Origin of the sequence: Streptomyces triticagri (assembly GCF_003429565.1) — a bacterium.
Classification (GTDB): domain Bacteria; phylum Actinomycetota; class Actinomycetes; order Streptomycetales; family Streptomycetaceae; genus Streptomyces; species Streptomyces triticagri.
The window spans coordinates 21806-46294 of sequence record NZ_QUAK01000091.1 but is presented as its reverse complement, the minus strand read 5'-3'; the positions used below and the strand labels follow the sequence as shown (position 1 = coordinate 46294).

19 protein-coding genes and 4 pseudogenes are annotated in these 24489 nt (G+C 72.6%); 12 read left to right on the top strand and 11 right to left on the bottom strand.

Going from position 1 to position 24489, the window contains the following annotated elements; genetic code table 11:
• Window positions 1–460: pseudogene (locus tag DY218_RS17145) on the bottom strand (hypothetical protein); the annotation flags it as partial.
• Complete coding sequence (locus DY218_RS17140) at window positions 457–1656, bottom strand: AAA family ATPase (RefSeq protein WP_128556922.1); 1200 nt, start codon at window positions 1654–1656, stop codon at window positions 457–459. The gene DY218_RS17140 and the pseudogene DY218_RS17145, both read right to left, overlap by 4 nt.
• A gap of 133 nt (window positions 1657–1789) precedes the next feature.
• Here DY218_RS17140 and DY218_RS17135 point away from each other — a divergent pair, with 133 nt between their 5' ends.
• A complete protein-coding gene (locus DY218_RS17135) occupies window positions 1790–2350 on the top strand; it encodes a DinB family protein (protein ID WP_128556921.1) in 561 nt (186 codons plus the stop codon).
• 32 nt (window positions 2351–2382) lie between these two features.
• Here the strand turns inward: DY218_RS17135 and DY218_RS17130 are convergent, their stop codons facing one another.
• The 6 genes and pseudogenes from DY218_RS17130 to DY218_RS34580 all read right to left on the bottom strand — a co-directional run.
• Window positions 2383–2610 carry a DUF6480 family protein gene (locus DY218_RS17130; protein WP_128556920.1) on the bottom strand — a complete coding sequence of 76 codons (228 nt, stop codon included), beginning with the start codon at window positions 2608–2610 and terminating at the stop codon, window positions 2383–2385.
• 102 nt (window positions 2611–2712) lie between these two features.
• On the bottom strand, window positions 2713–3051 hold the full coding sequence (locus DY218_RS17125; RefSeq protein ID WP_128556919.1) for a small hydrophobic protein: 339 nt from the start codon (window positions 3049–3051) through the stop codon (window positions 2713–2715).
• Between the two features lie 20 nt (window positions 3052–3071).
• Complete coding sequence (locus tag DY218_RS17120) at window positions 3072–3311, bottom strand: DUF6458 family protein (RefSeq protein WP_128556918.1); 240 nt, start codon at window positions 3309–3311, stop codon at window positions 3072–3074.
• A gap of 127 nt (window positions 3312–3438) precedes the next feature.
• Complete coding sequence (locus DY218_RS17115; RefSeq protein WP_128556917.1) at window positions 3439–4158, bottom strand: cupin domain-containing protein; 720 nt, start codon at window positions 4156–4158, stop codon at window positions 3439–3441.
• A gap of 103 nt (window positions 4159–4261) precedes the next feature.
• Window positions 4262–5176, bottom strand: coding sequence for an alpha/beta fold hydrolase (locus tag DY218_RS17110; RefSeq protein WP_199566764.1), 915 nt, complete (start codon window positions 5174–5176; stop codon window positions 4262–4264).
• Window positions 5177–5218: 42 nt separating this feature from the next.
• Window positions 5219–5659, bottom strand: a pseudogene (locus DY218_RS34580) (SRPBCC family protein); the annotation flags it as partial.
• A gap of 105 nt (window positions 5660–5764) precedes the next feature.
• Here DY218_RS34580 and DY218_RS17105 point away from each other — a divergent pair.
• Entirely contained in the window at window positions 5765–6421 is a 657-nt protein-coding gene (locus DY218_RS17105; protein WP_407703640.1) for a GntR family transcriptional regulator, read from the top strand.
• A gap of 11 nt (window positions 6422–6432) precedes the next feature.
• Complete coding sequence (locus DY218_RS17100) at window positions 6433–7440, top strand: 1-aminocyclopropane-1-carboxylate deaminase (protein WP_128556914.1); 1008 nt, start codon at window positions 6433–6435, stop codon at window positions 7438–7440.
• A gap of 33 nt (window positions 7441–7473) precedes the next feature.
• Here the strand turns inward: DY218_RS17100 and DY218_RS17095 are convergent, their stop codons facing one another.
• The 3 genes from DY218_RS17095 to DY218_RS17085 all read right to left on the bottom strand — a co-directional run bounded on the left by DY218_RS17095 (window position 7474) and on the right by DY218_RS17085 (window position 12774).
• Window positions 7474–9312 (bottom strand): ABC transporter ATP-binding protein, encoded by a 1839-nt coding sequence (locus DY218_RS17095; RefSeq protein ID WP_128556927.1) that lies wholly within the window; start codon window positions 9310–9312, stop codon window positions 7474–7476.
• A 92-nt stretch (window positions 9313–9404) separates the two neighbouring features.
• Entirely contained in the window at window positions 9405–11084 is a 1680-nt protein-coding gene (locus tag DY218_RS17090) for an ABC transporter ATP-binding protein (RefSeq protein ID WP_233521655.1), read from the bottom strand.
• 244 nt (window positions 11085–11328) lie between these two features.
• Window positions 11329–12774, bottom strand: a complete 1446-nt coding sequence (locus DY218_RS17085; RefSeq protein WP_128556912.1) for an NCS2 family permease — start codon at window positions 12772–12774, stop codon at window positions 11329–11331.
• Window positions 12775–13112: 338 nt separating this feature from the next.
• On the opposite strand from DY218_RS17085, the gene DY218_RS17080 reads away from it, so the two are divergent.
• The 9 genes and pseudogenes from DY218_RS17080 (at window position 13113) to DY218_RS17045 (ending at window position 24309) form a co-directional block, all read left to right on the top strand.
• A complete protein-coding gene (locus tag DY218_RS17080) occupies window positions 13113–13727 on the top strand; it encodes an XRE family transcriptional regulator (protein ID WP_128556911.1) in 615 nt (204 codons plus the stop codon).
• Between the two features lie 560 nt (window positions 13728–14287).
• Window positions 14288–15130 (top strand): sulfite exporter TauE/SafE family protein, encoded by an 843-nt coding sequence (locus DY218_RS17075; RefSeq protein ID WP_128556926.1) that lies wholly within the window; start codon window positions 14288–14290, stop codon window positions 15128–15130.
• Between the two features lie 142 nt (window positions 15131–15272).
• Window positions 15273–15587: a hypothetical protein gene (locus DY218_RS17070; RefSeq protein WP_128556910.1), complete on the top strand. Its 315-nt coding sequence runs from the start codon at window positions 15273–15275 to the stop codon at window positions 15585–15587.
• Window positions 15588–15686: 99 nt separating this feature from the next.
• Window positions 15687–17660 carry an ABC transporter ATP-binding protein gene (locus DY218_RS17065; RefSeq protein ID WP_199566763.1) on the top strand — a complete coding sequence of 658 codons (1974 nt, stop codon included), beginning with the start codon at window positions 15687–15689 and terminating at the stop codon, window positions 17658–17660.
• Window positions 17661–17692: 32 nt separating this feature from the next.
• Window positions 17693–18373 carry a ThuA domain-containing protein gene (locus tag DY218_RS17060; RefSeq protein ID WP_128556908.1) on the top strand — a complete coding sequence of 227 codons (681 nt, stop codon included), beginning with the start codon at window positions 17693–17695 and terminating at the stop codon, window positions 18371–18373.
• A 173-nt stretch (window positions 18374–18546) separates the two neighbouring features.
• Complete coding sequence (bdeA, locus tag DY218_RS17055) at window positions 18547–19440, top strand: bis(hydroxyethyl) terephthalate hydrolase (protein WP_128556907.1); 894 nt, start codon at window positions 18547–18549, stop codon at window positions 19438–19440.
• Window positions 19441–19650: 210 nt separating this feature from the next.
• Window positions 19651–20759, top strand: a pseudogene (locus DY218_RS35200) (ATP-binding protein); the annotation flags it as partial.
• A gap of 1 nt (window position 20760) precedes the next feature.
• Window positions 20761–22666, top strand: a pseudogene (locus DY218_RS35870) (LuxR C-terminal-related transcriptional regulator); the annotation flags it as partial.
• 197 nt (window positions 22667–22863) lie between these two features.
• On the top strand, window positions 22864–24309 hold the full coding sequence (locus DY218_RS17045; RefSeq protein ID WP_128556906.1) for a PucR family transcriptional regulator: 1446 nt from the start codon (window positions 22864–22866) through the stop codon (window positions 24307–24309).
• The last annotated feature ends 180 nt before the right edge of the window (window positions 24310–24489 follow it).

Genomic DNA, 24489 nt, shown 5'->3' with positions numbered 1-24489 from the left:
CGCCGAACGCGCCGGCTGCCGCGGTCCCGCCCGCCTCCTGCCGCGCCCGCCCGGCCCGTTCGGCCCGCCTGGCCCGTTCCGTCGCTTCCGCGGCCCGCTCGAGCATCCGGCGCAGCGCCTCGCCCTGCGCGAGTACGGCCAGCGCGGCGGCGTAGGGATCGCCGGAGGTCTCACGGTGCAGTGCGGCGAACTCCCGGCTGTCCGCGAGCGAGGCGACGACCTGGTGATTGACCCGGCGTGCGGGGTGCATCGCGGCCCGTTCACGCATCTGCGGGGCGACCTTGTACGCGAGCAGGAACACATCGGCGAGCAGGTCGTCGGTGTGGTCGTGGCGCCTGTTGAGGCTCCTGGCGAGCCCGTCCAGCTCCGGTGCCTCGGCACGGATCTCGTGCCAGGCCATCAGGTCGAACCGGTCGGCGATCACCGCCGCCCTGGCACCCGGCGCTTCCCCGCCGTTCACAACCGTTCCTGCACGATGCTCGCGTCCAGGCCGAGCGCCTCGGTCAACACCCGTGCGTGCACGGCACGTTGACGGAGCATCACGCGCTCGGCCGTGCCGCCGGCGCCGCCGCCCCGCCCCGCTGTCCCGGAGTCGCTCTGCAGCTTCTCGAGGCGTTTGCCGGCCTTGTTGAGTTTGGTCAGCGCCTCGCGGATCGCCCAGTCGCTCAGCGCCTCCCGGGACTGGCCGGCCTTCGCCTCCAGGTCGGCCTCCAACTCGTCGATGGCATCGGCGAGATCGAGCGCCTCACGGGCATCGGGATCCACCAGCTGCAGCACCTCCCGCTGCACCGTGGGGCGCTGGGCGGGGGAGTCCCACAGGACGTGGGCGAGCACCGATAGATCGCTCGACTCCACCGCATCGCGCCCGTCCAGGAACGCGCTCGCCTGCAGCAGCCGTACCGACTGCCGCCAGCGCCGGTCCGAGGCGACCAGCTCCTGCCGCCGCAGGGCGGCCCGCAGCGTGCACAGTGCGTCCACGACCGCGTCCGGCACGGTCACGGCCGGTACGGCTTCACCGACCGCGTGCTGCAGCTCATCGAGCCGCACCGTGGTCCTGGCCGGCTCGGCCCCCGCGTCCGCAGCCGACCGCAGCAGGCCCGCGAAGTTCGACGGGTCGGCGAGATAGCCGACCTCGAGGCGGACCAGGAGACGGTCGTAGATCGCGGCACTGTCGTCCCCCGACGGCAGCTCGTTGGACGCGGTGATGGCACTGATCAGCGGGCAGCGGATCGGCTCGCCGCCGTTCTCCGGGTGGTACAGGCGCTCGTTGAGCAGGCCGAGCGTCTCGTTCAGGGCGGCCGTGGAGCACTTGAAGATCTCGTCGATGAACGCGATGTGCGCCGTCGTCGCGCGCCCCTCGAACACCTGCCGGTACTCGCCGCGGCTCAGCGCCGCCACATCGATCGGACCGAACATCCGGGTCGGCGCGGTGAACTTGCTGAGCAGGATCTCCCAGTGGTTCGCGCCCTCGATCCGGCCGGTCAGCTCGCGCGCCAGCTCCGATTTGGCGGTCCCGGGAGGGCCGATGATCAGCGAGTGCTGACCGGCCAGCATCGTCACGGTCAGCGTCCGGATGACGTCGTCCCGCTCGTAGAACAGGTCCGACAGTTCCTCGGTGACCGCTCGCAGCCGCTGCGCCGTCCGCCGCACGTCCATCGCGATTCCTCCCCTCGGCCGGCCTGCCCGGCAATCTACGCTCCGGCGCCGGGCGCGACCGCCCGCACCCCTGGGACGTGACCACCGCAAACCCGGTGGCGTGCCCCGGCAGCCACCCACAAGTATGGGCGGCATGACTGAGCATCCCGAACGATGGACCCGTTCGACGATCTACCCCGACATGTGGGTGGACCCGGAGGACGATCCTCGCGAGACGGAGGGCGACGGCCCCGAGGGGGAACTCGCCACGCTCGAGGACTTCCTCACGGGCTACCGCAAGACGCTGCGGATGAAGTGCGAGGGACTCGACCCCGAGCAGCTGGCCCGCCGTTCGGTCCCGCCGTCGAGCCTCTCGCTGCTCGGACTGATCCGGCACCTCGCCGAGGTGGAGCGCGACTGGCGCAACTGGATCACGGTCGGCGAACCGGAGCCGAGGGTCTACGGGGTGCGCGGTGCGGACTTCGACGGCGCCCTCGGCGACCGGGCGGTGGTCGAGGCCTCGTACGCCGACCTCGAGCGAGAACAGGCCGCGACGGACGCCGAACTGGCCCGGCACTCGGACCTCGGTGCCCGCATCGGCCGCGAGGAGATCGCGGTCCGTGAACTGATGGTGCACCGCATCGAGGAGTACGCCCGCCACTGCGGCCACGCCGACCTGCTCCGCGAATGCGTCGACGGCCGCGTCGGCCAGTGACGGACCCGGCCGGAGCTCCGGTCGGACGACGATCAGACGACGATCAGGGCGTACGCGAGAAAGAAGGCCGCGACGCAGAACGCGAGCAGCAGGATCAGCGTGAGCGGAGCCTTGGCCCAGCCCTTCGTCGGATTGTGGGTCTCCTCGGGTCCCGCGCCCGACAGGCTGCTCTCGCCCGGCGGCGTCTCCTGCGGAGGCACGCCACCCGGCTCGGCGCCCCGGGGCCGTGCTTGATCGGGGTGCGGTTCGTGAGTGTTCATGTCCGGCGGGTTCCCCTCTGCGGAGCTCCCAAGCGGCGTCGTACCGCCGGCGACCGGACCGTCGAAAGCGGTGCGGCGGACGGGCCGCATGGCCGCGCCGGCTCAGGCGAGCGGGCCGGCGCCGGGGCTTGCGGCGATCAGGACGATCGCCAGGACCGTGTCCACGATGCCGAGCACGATGGCGACGACCGCGGCGACCGGCCGTCCGCGCCCACCCGCGCGTGCGGCGCGCCGTGCGGTGCCGAGTCCCGCCCCGCGTCCGCCCGCCGCCGAATAGCCGAAGAGCACGGCGAGCGGGCCGAACACGATCGGCAGGACGAAGAGCCCGACCGCACCGAAGACCGCTCCCGCGATCCCCAGCGCGCCGCGGTCCGACGCCCGGCGTGGGCCCGGCGGGCCGGTCGGGGTGCGACGGCGTGCTGCCCGGGTGAGGCGTGACATGACTGGACTCCCTCCCGCACTCACTCGTAGTAGGGGCGGTCCCGGTACCGGTGTTCCTGCTCGACGACCGGGGCCGCGGGCGGCGGAGCCTGCATCCTGCGGCGCTTGAAGATGCTCACGTACGCGCAGACGCCGATCAGGCCCACGGCCATCATGATCAGGCCCACGATGTCGAGGTCGACTCCCTCGATCTGCCAGTCCACCGCCAGCGCCAGGATCGCGCCGACGGCGAGCATGACGAGGCTGGCGCCCATTCCCATGAGATGCCTCCCAACGGGTCCGGAATGCTTGCCGGTTGCGGACCCGTGGCGAGTACCCGGAGCACCAGGTCCCATGCGCGGGAGGCGCGCGCCCGGCGTCCCGGGAGGCGGGGACAGGCGCGGCCGGTCAGTCCGTACGGTAGACGTCCAGACGGCCGCACATGCCGAACTTGCCGCGTGCGGCGGGCAGTTCGCTGTGCACCACGGCGTCGGCGAGATGCCCCGCATCCCCCGCGGCCAGCCGGTCCAGCTGCTCCGCGGTGGCGGCGGTCGCGGCCGCCGCGCCCGCCTCCCACCGCTTGCGCCAGGAGTCCACCCGGTGGCGTACGAGACGGGCGGCGGCCCGGTGGAAGGCCGGCAGCTCCTCCGGGTGGTCGCGCAGCCGCAGGTACCCTTCGACGGCGAGGTCCCGGCGGGCCCGCGCCGCGCGTTCCTGATCGGCCTCCGGCGCGCCGGTCGGCAGCGCCGTCGCCGCGGCGTACGTGTCCGGGTCGGTCAGATACTCGGGCGGCAGGGTGAGTACGGCGTCCCCGGCCTCCGGCAGGCCGCTGTTCTGCATCAGGACGACGATGCGCAGCGCGCCGTCCTCGTTGACCAGCCGGTGGACGGTGCCGGGCGTGAACCAGGCGACGGTGCCGGGGGAGAGCGTGGTCCGCTCGTATCCCGATGCGGTCAGCGTCTGCACGGCGCCCTGCCCGCCCGTCACGACATAGCCCTCGCTGCAGCTGAGATGGAGATGCGGGGTGCCTCCGCACACGCCGTCGGCGGCCGGCCAGTCGTACACCGACAGGTGGGACACGGCCACTCCGCCGGGGAGCCCGTCGAATCCGTGCGCCGTCGCAGCCACTGCATCTCCAACTCGCCGTCGGGTGAGGGGTGTTGTGCCGATATGGGGTCCGTGTCGTTGCGCGTCCTGGCGGGCAAGCGCTTTCTATGTCGCTGAGCCGAACTTAGGTGCGCCGCGTGCGCAGGTCAACACGTGGTGGCAGCGGCAACCGGTCGAGAATGGCGGCCGGCTCGGCCGGTGCCAGCAGGAAGCCGACATGGCTCCTGGCCAAGGTGTGCACGTCGTACGGGTTGTCGGGGGTCAGGGCGTCGGCCTCGGCGATCAGCCGGTCCTGCATGGCGACGGGCAGCGACCGGTCCTCGGTGAGCCGGATGTAGGTGCGCGGCACCGTGCCCCAGGTGTCCGCGTGCGCGCGGGCGTCGGAGGTCAGCACCGCCATGGACTCCTCCGGTTGCAGGATGTTCAGGAAGGCCATGAACTGCGCGTCGGTGCCCTCCGCCATCATCGCCGCCTTCGCCGCGGCCAGCAGATCCGGGTCGGCCGTACGGTAGTTGGCGCGTCCGGCACCGAGGGCGGCCGGATCGCCGACGTTCAGTGCGGCCAGCGGTGCGAGCAGGCTGTCGGCGAATTCCGGTTCCGGCATGTAGGCGACGGGGTTGGGGCGTTCCACGCAGGACCAGGCGGAGATGTAGACGAGCCGGTCCACGAGCTCCGGCACGGCGTTGGCCACCCCGGTGACGGTCAGTCCGCCGAGGCTGGCACCGACCAGGACCACGGGGCCGTGCTCGGCGAGCCGGCGCACCACGCCGACGACATGGTCCACGTTGTCCTGCAGGGTGACCCCCGCGAGCGCCGAGGGCTCCACCGCCCAGGCCTCGAGGTCCTGCGGCGCCTGGTAGTGCGGCGAGTACTGCGCGTCGAAGCCGTGCCCCGGCAGGTCGACGGCGTAGCTGCGGCGGCCGAGCAGGGCGAGTTCGCGCTGCACCGGGGCCCACATGAACGAGCTGGAACAGGAGCCGTGCACCAGCACGAATGTGGGTTCCTGCGAGCGGGGGCGGTCGTTCTGTGCGTCCGACATGGCTTGGCTCCCGGTGGGGTCGGCGGTTTCGCAGTACGCGGCCAGCTGGGCGAGCGAGGAGGCGATGCCCGCCTCGTGGGTGGCCTGGTCGATCCCGGGCGGCACACCCGTCGCCGCGACCGCCACCTCGGTCCCGCCCTCGGTGCGGGTCAGCTGCCAGACCATCGTCATGGTGCCTGCGTACGCGGGGTCGTCCGACTCGAACTCCGCCTGCTGTACGACCCGTTCGCCGGGCGTGAGCTCCGCGAGACGGATCTCCACGACGTCCGTGGCGTCGGAGGTCTTGCCCGGGCCGCCGGTGGGGTCCGGATAGGTGAGCACCATCCGGAAGCCGCCACCCGGCCGAGGGTCCCAGCGTTCGATGCACCCCCGCATGCCGTCGGGCGGCAGCCATGCCTCCAGGGCTTCGCGGTCGACGAGCGCGGCATACACGGCCGACGGGGGTGCGGCAACCACCTTGGCAGCGCGGTCGGTTCTGGTCATGAGGCGATCGTATGCGGGTGATCGGCAAGGCCGGCGGCGGCCTTGACAGTCCCGAGAACGCGATGCGCAATATATTGCATGCCGGTTCCGGGTCGTCGAGGCCTCGTGTCCAGGTCGCTCCTCAGGGAGGAGGCGTACCGGGCGATCCGCGACGCCATCGTCGAAGGCGCACTCGCACCGGGGGAGCGGCTCAACGACGCCGAATTGGTCGAGTGGTTGGGCGTCAGCCGCACCCCCGTCCGGGAGGCCCTCGGGCGCCTGGAGCACAACGGCCTCGTACGGACCAAGCCCGGGCGCTACACGATCGTCAGCCCACTCGACAGCCGGGCCGAGCGGGCCGCGCAGTCCGTCACGGCCGCCATGCACCAACTGGCCGTCCGCGAGGCGCTCTTCGACCTCACGGCGGTCGAACTCGACGCCATGCGGACGGCCAACGCACGGTTCGCGCACGCCCTCGCCGAGGAGGACGTCGACGCCGCGCTCGCCGCCGACGACGCCTTCCACGACGTGGCGGTGACCGCCAGTGCGAATCCGGCCGTGCGGTCCGTCCTCGACCAGTTCACCCCGGTGCTGCGCCGAGTGGAGCGCCTGCGGTTCGGTTCGCTCGGCGGCCGTGAGTCGGTCGCCCAGCACGAGCGGATCATCGCGCTGTGCGAGGCGGGCGACGTGGACGGGGCGGCGGCCGCCGTCCACGCCAACTGGCAGACGCTCGCGCCGTTGCTCGATGCCGCGCCTCCCGCCGGGGAGCCGCCCCGTGAGTGAAGGAGCCCCCCATGTCCCTGGACGACTTCGAGCGCTTCCCACTGCTCTTCGGACCCAGCCCGGTCCACCCGCTCGACCGGCTCGGCGCCGAACTCGGCGGACCGCGGATCTGGGCCAAACGCGAGGACTGCAACAGCCCGCTCGCCTTCGGCGGCAACAAGACCCGCAAGCTCGAGTACCTCGTCCCGGACGCCCTCGCCCAGGGCGCCGACACCCTGGTCACCATCGGCGGCGTGCAGTCCAACCACACCCGCCAGGTCGCCGCGGTAGCCGCTCGGCTCGGCTTCAAGGCCGTACTTGTGCAGGAGAGTTGGGTCGACTGGCCGGACCCGGTCAACGACAAGGTGGGCAACATCCTGCTGTCCCGCATCATGGGCGCCGAAGTCCGTCTCGTCCGCGCCGACTTCGGCATCGGCTTCAAGGACAGCTGGAGTCAGGCCCTGGACGACGTGCGTGCCGCCGGCGGCACCCCGTACGCCATCCCCGCGGGCGCCTCCGACCACCGCCTGGGCGGCCTCGGGTTCGCCCGCTGGGCGCAGGAAGTGGCGCAGCAGGAACGGGAGCTCGGCATCTTCTTCGACACCGTCGTGGTGTGCAGCGTCACCGGCAGCACCCAGGCCGGGATGATCGCCGGATTCGCCGGTCAGGACCGTCCGCGGCGGGTCATCGGCATCGACGCCTCCGCGAGGATCGGCGAAACCCGTGCCCAGACAGCGAAGATCGCCCGCAATACGGCCGAACTCACCGGCCTCGGCCGGGAGTTGCGCGACGACGAGATCACCGTCCTGGAAGGCTGGGCCGGTGATCTCTACGGAGTGCCGGTCCAGTCCACACTCGACGCCATCAGCCTCGCCGGACGCCTCGAAGGCATGATCATCGACCCGGTCTACGAGGGGAAGTCGATGGCCGGACTCATCGATCTGGTCCGCAGCGGCGACATCCCCGCGGACTCCCAGGTGCTCTACGTCCACCTCGGCGGCCAGCCCGCACTCAACGCATACAGCGGCGTCCTCGGCTGAGGCGCCGCACCCGGGGCCCCGGCCGCCCGAGCGTCAGCGCGCGCCCGACCAGGCCTCCCACAGGTCGGCGTACGGTCCGGGGGCCGCGCACAGTTCGGCGTGCGTGCCGCTCTGCACGATGCGGCCCTCCTCCATGACGACCACCCGGTCCGCGGAGGCGGCCTGAGTGAGCCGATGGGCCACCACCAGGGCGGTGCGCCCGCCGACCGCACGCTGGGCGGCCTTCTCCAGGAGCCGGGCCCCGGTGCTGCCCGCCTCCGCGGTGGCCTCGTCCAGTACGGCGACCGGCGGATCGGCCAAGACCAGCCGGGCCAGGGCGAGTTGCTGCACCTGCGCGGCGGTGAGCCGGTGCCCGCCCTCGCCGACGACCGTGCTCAGCCCGTCCGGCAGGGCCAGCGCCCAGTCGAGGGACTCCACCGTGGCCAGCGCCGCACGCAGTTCCTCGTCGGTGGCGTCGGCGCGGGCCAGGCGCAGATCGTCCTCGAGCGGGCCGGCGAAGACATGGGTCTCCTGGGTGATCAGAGCGACCGGCGGACCGCTCGACGCGGACCCGCCACCGGTCAGCCGCACCGTGCCGGCGGTCGGCCGGTGCACACCCGCGACCAGCTTCGCGAGGGTGGTCTTGCCCGCCCCGCTCGGGCCCACCAGGGCAACCAACTCGCCGGGGTGCAGCGTCAGATCGACATCGTGCAGCACCGGTCGGCCCGGTTCATAGGCATGATCGAGGCCCGACACGGTGACCGTGACACCGGGGGCGTCCGCGTGTTCGTCGACCTCGATGCGCGGCACTGTGCCGCCGGTGGCTTCGGTGCCTTCGGTGCGCCGGTGTTCCGCCGGCTCACCGGGCGCGGGGCGGGCCGATGTGACGCCGACGATACGGGCGAGCGAGGCGTTCGCGGACTGTGCGTCGTCGAGCAGCACCAGAGCCTGGTTGACGGGCGTGAAGAGGCTGTGGAAGTAGAGCGCGGCCGCCGTCGCCGTACCGATCGACACCGAGTCGGACCGTACGAGCAGGAATCCGGTGACGAGCACGGCGGCGAGGCCCGCGTACTCGGCGACGTGCAGGCGGTTGTAGAAGTCGAGCACCAGACGGACACCGCGCATGGTCAGGCCGACCGCGGTCGAGGAGCGCCGGGTGACGAGCTCGGTGTGCTGCTCCTCGATGCGGAAGGCCCGCACCGTGCCGGAGCCGGCGACGGTGTCGAGCAGCTGTTGCTGCTGGGCGCCGGTCGCGATCCGCTGCTGCGCGTAGAGCGGCACCGCCCGTCGTACGTACCAGCGGGCCGTGTGCGCCTGGATGGGCACGGCGATCAGGGCGGCCAGCAGGAAGCGCCAGTCCAGGGCGGCCATCGCCGCGAGGGTGAGCACGATCGCCAGGACGGACCGGGCCAGTTCGGGCAGCGCGGAGCGCACCGCCTCGCCGACCATCGACACATCCCGGGTGACCCGGGCGGTGAGATCGCCCGCGCCGGCCTTCTCGACCTGGCCGAGCGGCAGCCGCAGCGCGTTCGCCACGAAGCGTTCGCGCAGCCGGGCCAGCACGCCCTCGCCGAGGTGCGAGACGAGCGAAAGGCCGAGCGCGGTGGCGCCGCCCTGGGCCACCGCGACCACCACGAGCAGCACGACCGGCAGGGTCAGCGCGTCCGGCGGGCGCTGCTCGGCCACCAGGTCCACGATGCGGCCGAGCAGCGGCTGGATCAGCAGCCCGATCGCGGTCGCCACGACCATCGCCACGAACCCGGCGAGCGCCAGTCCGCGGCGCGGCCGCACCAGTTCACGGACCGCGGCCCAGGTCTGCGCCCCGGTCGCGGTGGGCAGCAACTCCCGTTCGCCTTCCGGCTGTCGGGCCTGCGGGGCGCCGGACTCCGGCATCTCTTCTTCCGTTCCAGGGGTGGCCGGCGACTGCGATGCGGTACGCGGATCGCGCTCCGGCCGATCGGCCTCCTCCGACGCCACGGGGCGGGTCATGACAGCACCGCCGATCGGTACACCTCGTGCCGGCCGACGAGTTCCGAGTGGGTTCCGGTGTCGGTGACCCGGCCGTCGACGAGCAGCGCCACCCGGTCGGCGACCGAGAGCAGGGCGGGGCTCGTGGTGACGACGACGGTGGTGCGGCCCGCGCGCAGCTCCCGGATCCCGGCGGCCACCTCGGACTCGGTGACCGCGTCCACCGCGGTCGTCGGGTCGTGCAGCACCAGGACCGGACGCTCCGCGGCCAGGGCACGGGCCAGGGCGACGCGCTGCCGCTGGCCACCGGAGAGCGAACGCCCGCGCTCGCTGACCGCCGACGCGGCACCGTCCGGCAGCGTGCGGAGCACCTCGGTGACACCGGCGGCCGCCATGGCGGGGCCCGGGTCCGAGGCGCCGTTCGCCGCCGCGGTCACATTGCTGTGCACGGTGCCCTCGAAGAGATCCGCGTCATGTTCGGCTACCAGCAGATGGGTGCGCAGGGCGGCCGGATCGAGATCACTGAGCGGCACTCCGTCCAGTTCCACCGTGCCGTCCTCGGGGTCGCTCCCGCGGGCCAGGCACCGGATCAGGTCGGCGGCGTGCGCCGGGTCGGTGGCGGCGACGCCGAGGAGTTCGCCCGGGGCGACGGTCAGATCGAGGGCGTCGAGGCCGCCGTGCCGTACACCCGTCAGGCGCAGGGCACCGTGCACCGGCTCGGCCGGGCCGGGGAGCGCGCTGCCCGAGTCGTCGACGGACGGGACGGCAGGGGGAGTGGCGAGCACGTCCGCGATCCGGGCGGCCGATGCGCGGCCCTGGGCCAGTTCGGCGTTCACCCAGGCCAGTGTCTGCAGAGGGCCGAGCAGAAAGAGCGCGAGACCGACCGCCGACACCAACTGCCCGAGCGTGATGCTGCCGTCGGCGGCAAGGCGCCCGCCGACCAGGGCGGCCGCGGCGATCAGGCAACCGGTCAGTGCGAGCACCGTGCCGTTCTGGAACGCCTGCGCCCGCGCCGCCCGCAGCGTCGCCTGCAGGGACTCCCGGCTCGTCGTGCGGTAGCGGGTCACCGCGGTCGGCTCGCCGCCGATGCCCTTGAGGATCCGCAGTCCGGCCACCAGGTCGGCGGCCACCGCGGAGGCGTGCGCGGCGCGTTCCTGCTCGGCGCCGCTGCGTGCCTCGAGCGGCTTGCTCAGCAGATGCCCGAGCCAGAGCAGTACGGGAGTGCCGAGCAGCACCACGAGGCCGAGCGTCACCGAGGTGCTCAGCAGCACGACGGCACAGGTCAGCAGGCCCATCAGGGCCGAGGTTCCGATCATCAGGGCCATGATCGAGACGCCGACGCGCTTGGCGTCCTCGGTCGCGATGTTGACCAGTGCGCCCGGCAGCCTGCCCCGTTCGGTGCCTCCCCCGGGAGCGACCACCCGCTCGACGAGCGTGACGCGCAGCTTGTGCTCGGCGCGGGTGGCGGCGAGGTCGCCGGTCCAGGCGCCGAAGCGGAAACTCAGGGCGAGACCGACGTAGCCGACGGCGAGTACGCCGAGCCAGACCACCAGGGCCCCGGTGTCGGAATCGGTGACGGCCTGGTCGATGACCACGCCGATGAGTACGGGGACGAGCGCCTCGCCGATCTGGTGACCGGAGCCGAGCAGTGCGCCGACGGCGACCTTGCCCCGCTGCTCGCGGACGGCCGTACGCAAGACGCTCCGTCCCGACGGAACTGGCGGAACCACCCCTACTCCTCCGGGATCATGCAGCCCCACCTGCGGAAACGGCGCGGGCAAAATTTAGGCAAGGCTACTCTAAGTGCCACTCGCCTGCCCAGGCCGGGGTCGCCCCGTACCGCGACGCACGGAGGGTGCCCCGGCCGTGGCCGTGGCACCCTCCGTGCTGCTCTCGTCCCGCTCACGCGGACGAGCATCCGCGGTGATCCGGGCCCCGCGGTTACTTGAGCCCGAGGATCTGCTCCAGCGGATCGATCGCGAAGTAGAGCACGAACAGCGCAGCGGTGCCCCACAGGAGCCAGTGCACCTCGCGCCCCTTGCCCAGGCAGGCCTTGATGACCACGTACGAGATGAAGCCGGCGCCGATGCCGTTGGTGATGGAGTACGTCATCGGCATCACGGCGATGGTCAGGAAGGCGGGGATGGCGAGGTCGTACCGCTCCCAGTCGATGTGCTTGACCTGAGTCATCATCAGGAACCCGACCGCGACCAGGGCGGGCGCTGCAGCCTGCATCGGCACCAGGGTCAGCACCGGGGTGAGGAAGAGCGCAAGGCCGAACAGGCCGCCCGTGACGAGGTTCGCGAACCCGGTGCGGGCGCCTTCACCGACACCCGCGGCGGACTCCACGTACGCCGTCGCCGACGAAGCCGAGGCAGCGCCGCCCGCCACCGCGGCCGCACTGTCGATGAGCAGCACTCGGCCGAGGCCCGGCACCTGCCCGCGCTCGTCGAGGAGTCCGGCCTCCGCGGTGACGCCGACGACGGTGCCCATGGTGTCGAAGAAGTCGGACAGGATGAGCGTGAAGATGAGCAGCACGACGGTGAGCACACTGACCTGGCCGAAGGCGCCGAACAGGTCGAACTCGCCGAGCAGGCCGAAGTCGGGCGAGGCGACGGCGTTGTCGGGCAGTGTCGGGTCGGTCAGGCCCCAGGACTTGATGTCGGCGATCTCATTGATGATCACGGCGAGTACGGTCATCGCGGCGATGCTGATCAGGATCGCGCCCTTGACCTTGCGGGCCAGCAGGATGACGGTCGTCAGCACACCGAGGCAGAAGACCAGCATCGGCCAGCCGGTCAGGGTGCCGGTGCCCAACTGCACGGGCACGGTGCTGTTCGCGGAGTCCGGGATGCGGGTGACGAAGCCGGAGTCCACGAAGCCGATGAACGCGATGAACAGGCCGATGCCCACACTGATGGCCTGTTTGAGCGCCTGTGGGATGGCATGCATGACGGCCTCGCGCAGACCGGTCATCACCAGGACGGTGATCAGCAGCCCCTCGAGGACGATGAGGCCCATCGCGTCGTTCCAGCTCATCAGCGGAGCGACCTGGTAGGCGACGATGGCGTTGATGCCGAGACCCGCGGCCAGCGCGAGCGGCAGATTGCCGCCGACGCCCATGATGATGGTCATCACCGCGGCCACCAGGGCCGTGGCGGTGGCGATCTGAGTGGAGTTCAGCTGGTTGCCGAACTTGTCCTCGGCGCTGCCGAGGATGATCGGGTTGAGGACGAGGATGTACGCCATGGTGAAGAACGTGGCGAGACCACCACGTATCTCGCGGGCGTAGGTCGAACCGCGCTCACTGATCCGGAAGAACCGGTCGAGCGACCCTCCGGATCCGGCCGGCGGCGGGCCGGGCGGCCTCGTCGTACTGGTCTGCATATGCGCGTCTCCTGGACGTATACAGGATCGGGGGAAGTGGCCAGGCGCCGCTCCCGTGCCATTCGCGGCCGATTTTGCGCGAACGTGTATGCGACACCTTGCGGGCGGATCATACGCGCCCCCGGGGATTTCTCAATCGGCGGTCGATAAACGGCACTTGGCGACGTTCATTGTCCCGTCGGTTCCTACAGGATTGGCTCCGACCTATCCGGCCAAAACGGGGTGCAGTCGACAGCTCTGCTTGGAGATTTCTGCCGGGATCTTTACAGTCAGTCACTGTGCCCCCACAGATTCCATTCAACGCGCGCGCCGCCAGCACCCTGCGCTCGAAACTCGGGATGGCGCCCGAGCACGTCGCCCACGGCGTGCGTGCCTCCTACGGGATGACGCATGTGACCCCCGAGCACATCACCGCGTGGGAGCGCGGTGTCGTGCTCCCGTCCGCGAGTGAGCTGGCCGCGCTCGCCGCGGCCCTGTGGTGTTCGCCCGGCGATCTCATGGGGCGGCCGCGCACGCTGTTCGAACACCGCCTGGCGCGCGGCGTCGCGGCGGAGGACGTGGCGCGGGTGGTCGGGGTGCCGGTCGACGCCTATCTGGAGATGGAGCGGGCGGGGCGGTGGGTCGGCGACCGGATGCAGTCGGCGCGGCTCGGGGAGTTCTTCCAGCTGCCGCCGGGCGACCTGGTCGCGATCACCGGGCTGCAGGACGAGCTCGCGCGGCTGCTCGTCGAGGCGGTGACCACCCGCTGGCAGGCGCACATCAAGGACATCGCGAAGCTGACCTCGATCGACAAGCGGGACCTCAAGGAGCCGCTGCGTTCGATACATCAGGAGTACCAGTCGATCATGGCCGCGACGCTCGGCCGGTCGATCGGGGCGGCCGCGGACGAGGAGGGGCGGCGTTACCTGGACTCGATAGTCGACCGCTTCTGGGAACGGTTTTCCGAGGGCTAGGCACGTTACTCCGAAGTCAGTTACGGCGGCCCGGCGGAAGCTGTCGACTAGTGGTTGTAGGTTTCTACAGGCGGTAACCAGTACTCCGAGTACCGGTTGTGTTTCTCCCGGGTCGGTTCGGGCATGCGTGAATGCCGCTGGAATGCCGCAGGAAATCGCGATGCCGTATGTGCTGCGGGCGCCTGAAAAACCTTCCTGTGGGCGTCGCGGAAAAGGGCGGGATTAGGGCCGCGGCGGCCGCGCGGAGGGAGAAGTCCATCGTGTCGCGGCGGCTTTTCGGCGCGCGTGGAATTTGCCGCCCGCCGGTGAGGCGATGGCCGGGTGAACGGCGCCCGCCGGGCTCGGCTGCGACCCGGCCGTCCGCGTCCGACCGGTTCCGGTTGTCAGTACGGCACAGCACAGCACAGCACACGGGGCGGGAGGCGCGACAGGAACCAGGAGTACCGGTTGTGCAGGAGCCGCGGCGGTGGACGGGCACCCGGCACTCGGTGGTCACCCGGCACTCGGTGGTCACCCGGACGTCCGGCCGTGCGGTCGACCGCATAGCATCGGCGCTCGTCATGGACGTCACCATCTGGGAATTCGCGGCACTCGCCGCCGCGACCGCGCTCGTCGGCTTCTCGAAGACCGCGGTCAGCGGCGCGAACACGGTCAGCCTCGCGATCTTCGCCGCCGTGCTGCCGGCCCGCGAGTCCACCGGGGTGCTGCTCCCGCTGCTGATCGCGGGCGATGCGCTCGCCGTGGCCACCTATCGGCGGCACGCCCACTGGCCCACGCTGTGGCGGCTGTTCCCCGCCGTGGGCGTGGGGGTCGCACTCGGCACTCTTTTCATGATGTGGGCGGGCGACGATGCGGTGCGCACCTCGATCGGCGCCATCCTGCTGTTCATGTCGGGCGTGACGTTCTGGCGCAGGCGCCAGGCGGACCGGGCCGCGCGCGTGCCACGTCCCGCCGAGAGCGGTGACGCCGCGGATGATCCGGCGCCGGACGGCCAGGCCGTGAGTCATCAGGACACCCGACCGGGCGGCGGCGCACGGCAGTTGCGGATCGCCCGCGTCAAGGCCCGTTCGTACGGGGTGCTCGGCGGCTTCACCACCATGGTCGCCAACGCGGGCGGTCCCGTGATGTCCCTCTATCTGCTCTCCGCCGGCTTCCGGAAGCTGGGCTTCCTGGGTACGTCCGCCTGGTTCTTCCTCATCGTCAACACCTCCAAGCTCCCGTTCAGCGCCGGACTCGGTCTGATCGACGCCGATTCGCTGCTGCTGGACGCCGCGCTCGTCCTGTTCGTCGTGCCCGGCGCCTATCTCGGCAGGCGCTGCGTCGACCGCATCGACCAGCGGCTCTTCGAGCGCCTGGTGCTCGCCGCGACCGTACTCGGCGGACTGCAACTGCTGTTGCGCTAGCTGCTGTTGCGCTGAAGCCTCCGCCGAGGGCGCTCTCAAGTCCCGCCCCGCCGTTGCCCGTTCGCGTCACCTCCGCCCGTACCGCCGTACATCGCCCCGCGGCCGTCGAACACGCGATCACCGAGCGGCTACGATCCACGCCATGAGCTCTTCCGATCATGAACTGGACGAGGCCGGGGAGGCCGGCGCCCGCGAAGGCGGCGGGCCCACGCCCCGGCAGGCCAGACGGCTCAGGATCATCGCGGCCGCGGTGCTGATGGCCGCCGCGGCGGCCGTGCTCGCCGTCCGGCTGGCGAGCCGCTCGTCCGTGCTGGTCGTCGGCGTGTACGGGCTGCTGCTCATCCTCTGCGGGATCGTGATCGACCTCAGCCGCAAGGGGCGTACCCGGCTCGGCAGCTGGCTCCTCGTCGTGGGCCTGGCGGCCGCACTCGCGGCGGACTGGGCGCTGCTGCCATGACCTGAGCCCTGCCCGCCGTGACCGGGAGCCGTCACCGCGGGATCTCCGACTGCGCTTGACCTCAACTTAACTTCAGGTTTTAGCGTCCAGTGCATGAGCATGGAGACCACAGCCTGGACCCAGCTGCACAGCGTGCTGAACGCCCAGCAGGACCGCCGACCCTTCGCCCGTGCGACCTTGCGCCGCATCGCGGCCTTCGCCCGGCCCCACCGCAGACGCATCGTCCAGTTCCTGCTGGTCAGCGTCGCCACCGCACTGCTCGCCGTCGCCACCCCGGTACTCGCGGGCAAGGTCGTCAACGCCATCGTCGACGGCTCCGATCCCGCCGTCGTCGTACGGATCGCCGTGCTCATCGCGCTGATCGCGGTCAGCGAGGCCGCCTTCGGCATCCTCGGCCGATGGCTCTCGGCGGGACTCGGCGAGAATCTCATCCTCGACCTGCGTACCGCCGTCTTCGACCACGTGCAGCGCATGCCCGTCGCCTTCTTCACCCGGACCCGCACCGGCGCCCTGGTCAGCAGGCTCAACAACGATGTGATCGGCGCCCAGCGCGCCTTCTCCGGCACGCTCTCCTCGGTCGTCGCCAACCTGGTCACCCTGCTGCTCACCCTCGTCGTGATGCTCCGCCTGTCGTGGCAGATCACCCTGCTCGCGCTGGTCCTGCTGCCCGTCTTCGTCGTACCGGCCCGCCGTATGGGGGCCAGAATGGCGCGGCTGCAGCGCGAGGCCGCCCAGCACAACGCGGCCATGGGCACCCGGATGACCGAGCGCTTCTCGGCCCCCGGCGCCACCCTGGTCAAGCTCTTCGGCCGGCCCGACGAGGAGTCCGTGGAGTTCGCCGCCCGCGCACGCCTGGTGCGTGACATCGGCGTACGGACCGCGATGGCCCAGTCGGTGTTCATCACCGCGCTCACCCTGGTCTCGGCCCTGGCCCTCGCGCTCGTCTACGGACTCGGCGGCCATCTGGCCCTGAACGGCTCGCTGGACGCGGGCAGTGTCGTCGCACTCGCCATGCTGCTGACCCGCCTGTACGCGCCGCTCACCGCGCTCGCCGGTGCACGCGTCGAGGTGATGAGCGCCCTCGTCAGCTTCGAGCGGGTCTTCGAGGTGCTCGACCTGAAGCCGCTGATCGAGGAGAAGCCGGACGCCCGCGAGGTGCCCGAAGGGCCCGTCCCGGTCGAGTTCGACCGGGTGCGCTTCGCCTATCCGGCGGCCGACCGCGTCTCGCTCGCCTCCCTCGAAGAGGTCGCCACGCTGGACGACCGGGGCGGTGCGGAGGTCCTCCACGAGGTGTCCTTCCGCGCCGAGGCCGGCCAGACCGTCGCCCTGGTCGGCTCCTCCGGCGCGGGCAAGTCCACCATCGCGCAGCTGGTGCCCCGGCTGTACGACGCGGACTCCGGCAGCGTGCGTCTCGGCGGGGTGGACGTACGGGAGTTGAGAGCCGACTCGATCCGCGCGACGCTCGGCATGGTCACCCAGGACGGCCACCTCTTCCACGACTCGGTGCGCGCCAACCTGCTGCTCGCCCGCCCCGACGCCGGCGACGAGGAGCTGTGGGACGTGCTGCGCCGCGCGCGGCTCGACCACCTGGTGGCGGGGCTGCCGGACGGCCTCGACACCGTCGTGGGGGAGCGGGGTTACCGCTTCTCCGGCGGTGAGCGCCAGCGTCTGACGATCGCGCGACTGCTGCTCGCACAGCAGCGGGTGGTGATCCTCGACGAGGCCACCGCACATCTCGACAACACCTCCGAGGCCGCCGTGCAGGACGCCCTCACCGAGGCCCTCGAGGGCCGCACCGCGGTGGTCATCGCGCACCGCCTCTCCACGGTCCGCACCGCCGACCTCATCCTGGTCGTGGAGGAAGGGCGGATCGTCGAGCGCGGCCGCCACGAGGAACTCCTCGCCGCCGGCGGCCGGTACGCCGAGCTGTACCGCACCCAGTTCGCCGGAGCCGAACCCGAGCCCCAGCCAGAGCTCCAGTCCCAGCCGGAGGCCGTGCGTGTCGGCGAGCCGGTCCGAAGCGGGCCGGAGTGCCCCCGGAAGGACCTGTCGGCCGCCGCCGGCAGGTCCTAAGGTCGGGTCAGCCCGTCCCCCTGGAGTCCCTCATGTCGGCCGCAGCTCCGCGCATCCTGCTCCACACCCGCACCACGGCCTACCGGCACGCCTCCATCCCGTACGGGATCCGGGCCCTGACCGAACTCGGCGGTGAGCACGGCATCTCGGTGGACGCCACCGAGGACCCCGCCGCCTTCGAGGGCGACGGGCTCGATCCGTACGACGCCGTGGTGTTCCTCTCCACCAGCGGCGAGGTGCTCACGGACGAGGGCCGGGAGCGGCTGCTCGCCCATCTCGGCCGCGGCGCGGGTTTCCTCGGCATCCATGCGGCGGCCTGCACCGAGTACGACTGGCCGGCCTACGGCGAGCTGCTCGGCGCCCGCTTCGCCGGCCACCCGGCGCTGCAGCCCGGCACGGTCCGGGTGGACGACCGGGACCATCCGGCGACCGCGCATCTCGGGCCCAGCTGGCAACTCACCGACGAGTGGTACGACTTCAGGCCCGCCCCGGGCCCCGGCTCCCGTGTCCTCGCCCGCGCCGACGAGTCCACGTACGAGGGCGGCACGATGGGCGCGGACCATCCGCTCGTCTGGTGCCACACGTATCTCGGTGCCCGTGTCTTCTACACCGCACTCGGCCACACCCCGGAGCTCTACGCCGTCCCGGCGTTCCGCGCGCACCTCTCGGGTGCCCTGCGCTGGGTCCTCGGCGTCGTACACAGCACGTCCTGACCCGGTGCGGGCGTCCCGAAGACCGGTGAAGTAGCCGATGCCCACCGGTCGTCGCCCCCGCCACCGTGGGGTCCCCACCCGACAGCCGCTGCCGCGACCACCCGGCGAGAACGCCCCGGGACGGTGCACTCCGACGTCAGCCGGACGCGGCCGAAGAGCGAGAGGACCCCCACGTGAAACACGCCCTGTCCAAGAGCCGCGCCACCCGACTGGCGCTCGGCGCCGCCGCCGTGGTCGCGGGCCTGTGTGCCACGCTCCTGCCCGGCGAGCACGCCGACGCCGCGGAGAACCCCTACGAGCGTGGCCCCGACCCCACCGAGTCCAGCATCGAGGCCCCGCGCGGCTACTACGAGGTCTCCCAGGCCCGGGTCTCGTCGGCGAGCGCCCGCGGATTCGGCGGAGGCACCATCTACTACCCGACCTCGACCGAGGACGGCACCTTCGGCGCGGTCGCCGTCGCCCCCGGATACACCGCCGATCAGACCAGCATGGCCTGGTACGGGCCGCGACTCGCCTCGCAGGGTTTCGTGGTGTTCACCATCGACACCAACACCCGCCTCGATCAGCCCGCGAGCCGCGGCGACCAGCTCCTGGCCGCCCTCGACCACCTCACCGAACGCAGTACGGTCCGCGACCGCATCGACAGCGAACGCCTCGGCGTCATGGGCCACTCCATGGGCGGCGGCGGAACCCTAGAGGCGGCCAAGGACCGCCCCGCACTGCAGGCGGCGATCCCGCTCACCGGCTGGAACCTCGACAAGAGCTGGCCCGAACTGCGCACCCCCACGCTGGTGGTGGGCGCGGACGGCGACACCATCGCCCCGGTGAACTCGCACTCGGAGCCGTTCTACGAGTCATTGCCCGCATCGCTCGACCGGGCCTATCTGGAGCTCAGGGGCGCGACCCACTTCACCCCGAACACCTCCAACACCACGATCGCGAAGTACAGCATTTCGTGGCTGAAGCGCTTCGTCGACAACGACACCCGCTACGAGCAGTTCCTGTGCCCGCTGCCGGACGCGGGCGGTGCCATCGCCGAGTTCCGCGGCAACTGCCCGCACAACTGACGCCCGCCCGGGGGCGTTCGGCCCTCGGATGACCTCAAGTCACATCTGTGGAACGTGCGTTGCCGGCGGCGAGCGGACGCCGCCGGCAACGCGTTCCGGTGTGCGGCGGCACAGTCCCCGAGTGCTCGCGCTGGGGTCGCGCCCACGATGTGGTCCGGGCCGCGGCCGGACCGTTCCGGAGTCTCCCGGCAGAACTTACGCGGCAGTAAGTTGCCGGGTGTGAATCCGACGACGACCGTCCACGAGCCACTCCGGCTGTACGGCCGGCACGGTGAACTCGCCCTGATCGAAGGCCTCCTGTCCCGCCTCGGGCGCGGCCTCGGCGGCACGCTCGTCCTCGCCGCCCCGCCCGGGCTCGGCCGCTCCGCCCTGCTGCGGCACGCCGCTCGCGCGCGCGGCGACCACCACGTGCTGCACACCCGGGCCGCCCCCGCCGAAGCGGGACTGCCCGGCAGCGGACTGCACGCCTTGCTGTGCTCCGCACCGGATCCGGGACCCCGCCGGGCGGCCGGGATGCTGCACGACGGGCCCCAACCCGCGGGCCTCCTCGACCTGTTGCGGGAGCTCGGCGCCCGCCGGCCGCTGCTCCTCTGCGTCGACGACGCCCACGCCTGGGACCCCGACTCACGACTGGCCCTCGCCTTCGCCCTGCGCCGCCTCGCCCCGACCGACCGCGTCGCCGCGCTGATCACGGTCACGGAGCCGCCGTACGAGACGCCGTGTGCGACACCTCGGTACGGGATATCGCCGTGCGAGCCGTCGGATCCGTGCGAGCCGTCGGATCCTTACGCCGGATCGCAACTGGGCCCCGCACGCGGCGAGCACGGCGCGGACGCGGCCCGACTCGTCGACTGCGCAAGCCTGTTCGCCGACCTGCCCACCAGGCGCCTCACGCCGCTCGACGACGAGTCCGCCGCCGCTCTGTGCGCGGAGCTCACCGGTCCGGGAGGCGACCCGGTGGTGCGCGATGCGCTGTGCCGCGAGGCCGCCGGCAACCCCCGGCTGCTCGCCGACCTCGCCGGCGCGCTCACGGAGGACCAACTGGCGGGCGAGACGCCCGTCCCGCACCCGCTGCCGGGCACCGACGCCGTACTCGACGCCTACGCGGTACGGGCCCGGGCACTGACCGCCGACACGTGGCTCCTGCTGCTCACCGCCGCCGCGGCGCACGCACACGAACCCGAAGCGGACGGCGTCGATCTGGGGCTCCTGCAGCACGCGGCACGGCGGTCCGCGATCGATCCGGAAGCGCTCACGGCCGCCGAACGGGCCGGCCTGATCGTCACGGACGGCACCCGCGCCCGCTTTCCGCACCCGCTNGGAAGCGCTCACGGCCGCCGAACGGGCCGGCCTGATCGTCACGGACGGCACCCGCGCCCGCTTTCCGCACCCGCTGCTGCGCACCGCCCTGCTCCGCCGCTCGCCCGCCGCCCGCCGCCGTGCGGCCCATCGGCTTCTCGCCACCGCCCTCGACGCACCGCACGAGGAGCTGCCTCGCCTCGTGCAGCGCTCCCTCGCCGCCACCGGCCCCGACCCGCAACTGGCCGACGCCCTGGCCGCCGTGGCCGTCCCACCCCGACCGCCGGCCGACCGCGCGCTCGCGCTGGCCAGGGCTGCCGACCTGACGCCCGACGCCGCAGGCCGCGACACCCGCTTCGCCGCCGCGGCCGAACTGGCCTGGCTCGGCGGCGCACCCGGCGAGGCCCGCGCCCTGCTCGGGCGGGTGCGTACGGTGCCCGCTCCCGGGCGGGCGCACTACGTCCGCGGCCTGCTCGCGCTGCGCGACGGTCCGGTCGGCGACGCCCACGAGTCGCTGCTCACCGCGGCGAACCTGCTGTCCGCCGACGACCCCGGACGGGCCGTCGACGCCCTGCTTGGTGCGGCGGAGGCCGCCTGGGCGCTGGGGGACGCGACCCTCCTCGCCGATGTCCTGCACCGACTGCCCGAGCCGGACGGCGAACTGCCGTCCTCCCCGCGCCTCGACCCGCCCGGTCCCGGGCCCGCGGACGTTCTTGGTGCCTACCGTGCCGGGATGCTCGCGATGTTCGGCGGCCGCACCGGGCAGGGCAGGGCGTGGCTGCGGCACTGCATCGAGGCCTCGCTGCGGTCGGACGATTCCGCGGTGGTGATGCGCGGCGGGGTCGCCGCCCTGGTCATCGGTGACGTCGATGCCGCCTGCCGGGCCGGCGCCCGCGCGCTGGCCGTCGTACGGGCACACGGCCCCGAGTCCCGACTGCCGCAGGCGCTCGAGCACTTGGCGTACGGCGAACTGCGCGCGGGCCGGCACGCACCCGCCCGCGCCCGGGCACAGGAAGGGCTCCGCACAGCCGCCCGGCTCGGCCAGCGCAACATCGCCACCCACCTGCACGCCGTCCTCGCCCTGAGCGCCTCCGTGACCGGAGACGCCGACAGCTGCGTCCGGCACGCCGAGGCGGCCGTCCGGGGCGCGGGCCCGCACGGCCTGAGGCAGCCGGCCACCCTCGCCACCTGGGCGCTCGCCCGCGCCGATCTCGCTGCGGGAAGGTCCGCCGAGGCCCTCGCGCGACTGCTCCCGCTGGTGCGCAGAGGGCCGCACCGAGGACATTTCGCGGCCCGGATGCTCGCCGTGCCCTGTCTGGTCGAGGCCGCGGTGCTCGCCGGACGGGGCGGCGAAGTACGCGGCGCCGTAGAGGAGTTCGCGCACTGGGCGGCGCACACCACCGACCCGCTGGCCCCCGCACAGCTCGCGCGCTGCCGCGCCCTCGTGGCGCCCGAGGCGAGCATGGCCGAGCGCTACGCGGAGGCGATCGCCCACCACGACCGCGCCGGCGGCGACTTCGAACGGGCCCGCACCCTGCTGCTGCACGGATCCTGGCTGCGCCGGCGGCGCCGCACCCGCGAGGCGCGCGGACCGCTGCGCGACGCCCTGGTCGCCTTCGAACGCTGTGGAGCGCGGACCTGGGCCGAGCGGGCTGCCGGCGAACTGCGGGCCGCGGGCGAGGCCGTCGCGGGCGGCCCCGCGCACGCCCCGTACGACCGGCTCACCCCGCAGCAGCGCCGCATCGCCCACCAGGTCGCCGAGGGCGCCACCAACCGCGAGGTCGCGGTGCGGCTCTCGGTGAGCACTCGCACCGTCGACCACCACCTGCGCAACGTGTACGCGGCGCTCGGCGTCCGCTCCCGCACCGAACTCGCCCGACTGCTCCGCCGACCCGACCCGGACCTGCCGCGGCGTACGGGCGACTGACCGGCCCGTCCGCGTACCGGAGCACTCACCCTCGGCCCGTGACGGGGCCGCGTTGCGGGACCGTGATGAGAACGATGAGCCGCAGGGCTGGGTACCGACCAGGCGGTATGTCATTCTGCGGGCGACACGCCCTGGATCCGGTGCACGGGCGGGACGTCCGCGCACCGGACCGAGCCGACTCCCGGTGGAGGCCGCCCATGTCGCATCCCGTCCGTTCACGGGTCAGGGAGGTGCCGGGCCCGTACGCCGTGCCGCGCCGCGGCCGCTCCCTGCTCGACGCCGAGTCCGTAGCCGTGCTCCACCGGGCCGCCGAGGCCCTGCTCGAGGATGTGGCGGGCCTGACCACGGCCCTGGTCGCTGACCTGGGCGAGCAGGAGCCCGCCTACCGTGCCGCGATCGACGCCGACGCCGCAGCGATCCGGCGCGAGGTGCAGCAGTCCCTGCGGCACAACATCGCGTCCCTGATCCGCCCCCGTGAGTGCCGGGACGTCGCCCGGCGCACCTCGCGTGCCATCGCGGCGACCCGGGCCGAGAGCGGAGTCCCGCTGGACGCCGTCCTGCACGCCTTCCGGCTCGGCGGAGCGATGGTGTGGCAGGGCCTGGTCGACGAGACGGCGCGCCGCAACCCCGAGGACATACGGCTGCTCGTCCATGTCGCCGCCGATGTGTGGAACTTCGTGGACGAGCACTGCGCCCTGGTCGGCGGCGCCTATCGGGAGGCCGAACGCCGCCTCGCCTGGCGACGGCAGAACAGGCTGCGCCTGACGGCCGCGGCCCTCCTGGACGGCACCGTGCGCGTCACCGACCTGCCGGAGGCGGCGGCCCTGCTCGGCCTTCCGCTCGACGGCCGGTACGCGGTGGTGGCCGCCGCGCCCGTGGGGCCGCATCCCGCGGGTGCGCTGCTCGCGCTGCCCGCGGAGGTACGGGTGTGGTGGCACGCCACCGACGGGGGACAGCTGGGCATAGTACGGCTGGCCGACGAGGACGCGACAGGGGAGCGGGTCGTCCGGCCGGACGCGGCGCCCGGCGGGGGTTACGAGAACGGCGAACTCGCCGACCGCACAAGCAAGTTGATGCTTCGTCATGCCGGCCATGGAGACGGCTTCGGGCGGGGCGCCGAAGCTGCCACGCTGCGCGCGATGGGCGAGGCCGGAAGCGGGCCGCCGGTGCACCCGGCCGGGCCGGCCGCCCTCGCCGCGCTGCTGCGGACCGCGCCCTCCGTACGAGCCGCCGTGGGGCCTGTCGTCACCGGTCTGGCGGCCGTGGGCGAGTCGAGGGTGCTCGCCGAGGTCGCCCTGGAGACCTGCCCGCCGGGCGGGGGAGTGGTCCTGCTCGACGAACAGTTGCCCGACGCCCTGGTCGTCTCGGCGCCCGACCTGGGCCGGGCCCTGGAGCGGCGGGTCCTCGGGCCGCTCGACGCCATCGACCCGGCCGACTGCGAGCTCCTGGTGGGCACTCTGACGACCTGGCTGGCGACCCAGGGCTCGGCCCAGCGCGCCGCGACCCGCCTCTACTGCCATCGCAACACCGTGCTCAACCGGCTCCGCCGCTTCGAGCAGCTGACCGGACGTTCCCTCGCCGAGCCGTCCGACCTGGTCGAGATCTCCCTGGCCCTCACCGCGCGTCGCCTGCTTGCGAAGTGACCCGGGGCTCGTGATCACGCGGGGCGGGCCCGGAGCGCCGGCGCCCGCCCCGGCTTCGCTGGGCCCGCCCCGACCTCGGGCGCACACCCCCGGATCGACCCTCGCTCATGGCTCCGTCCACTCCGTTCCTGAATCGATTCATGAAGCACACAACTGCCCAATCCCGTCCAGCCTATTGAC

Bases quoted from the DNA above. Each gene is read 5' to 3' on its own strand.
- DY218_RS17140 (WP_128556922.1), bottom strand. From the start codon at position 1,656: ATGGACGTGCGGCGGACGGCGCAGCGGCTGCGAGCGGTCACCGAGGAA.
- DY218_RS17135 (WP_128556921.1), top strand. From the start codon at position 1,790: ATGACTGAGCATCCCGAACGATGGACCCGTTCGACGATCTACCCCGAC.
- DY218_RS17130 (WP_128556920.1), bottom strand. From the start codon at position 2,610: ATGAACACTCACGAACCGCACCCCGATCAAGCACGGCCCCGGGGCGCC.
- DY218_RS17125 (WP_128556919.1), bottom strand. From the start codon at position 3,051: ATGTCACGCCTCACCCGGGCAGCACGCCGTCGCACCCCGACCGGCCCG.
- DY218_RS17120 (WP_128556918.1), bottom strand. From the start codon at position 3,311: ATGGGAATGGGCGCCAGCCTCGTCATGCTCGCCGTCGGCGCGATCCTG.
- DY218_RS17110 (WP_199566764.1), bottom strand. From the start codon at position 5,176: ATGTCGGACGCACAGAACGACCGCCCCCGCTCGCAGGAACCCACATTC.
- DY218_RS17100 (WP_128556914.1), top strand. From the start codon at position 6,433: ATGTCCCTGGACGACTTCGAGCGCTTCCCACTGCTCTTCGGACCCAGC.
- DY218_RS17095 (WP_128556927.1), bottom strand. From the start codon at position 9,312: ATGCCGGAGTCCGGCGCCCCGCAGGCCCGACAGCCGGAAGGCGAACGG.
- DY218_RS17085 (WP_128556912.1), bottom strand. From the start codon at position 12,774: ATGCAGACCAGTACGACGAGGCCGCCCGGCCCGCCGCCGGCCGGATCC.
- DY218_RS17080 (WP_128556911.1), top strand. From the start codon at position 13,113: ATGGCGCCCGAGCACGTCGCCCACGGCGTGCGTGCCTCCTACGGGATG.
- DY218_RS17075 (WP_128556926.1), top strand. From the start codon at position 14,288: ATGGACGTCACCATCTGGGAATTCGCGGCACTCGCCGCCGCGACCGCG.
- DY218_RS17070 (WP_128556910.1), top strand. From the start codon at position 15,273: ATGAGCTCTTCCGATCATGAACTGGACGAGGCCGGGGAGGCCGGCGCC.
- DY218_RS17065 (WP_199566763.1), top strand. From the start codon at position 15,687: ATGGAGACCACAGCCTGGACCCAGCTGCACAGCGTGCTGAACGCCCAG.
- DY218_RS17060 (WP_128556908.1), top strand. From the start codon at position 17,693: ATGTCGGCCGCAGCTCCGCGCATCCTGCTCCACACCCGCACCACGGCC.
- DY218_RS17045 (WP_128556906.1), top strand. From the start codon at position 22,864: ATGTCGCATCCCGTCCGTTCACGGGTCAGGGAGGTGCCGGGCCCGTAC.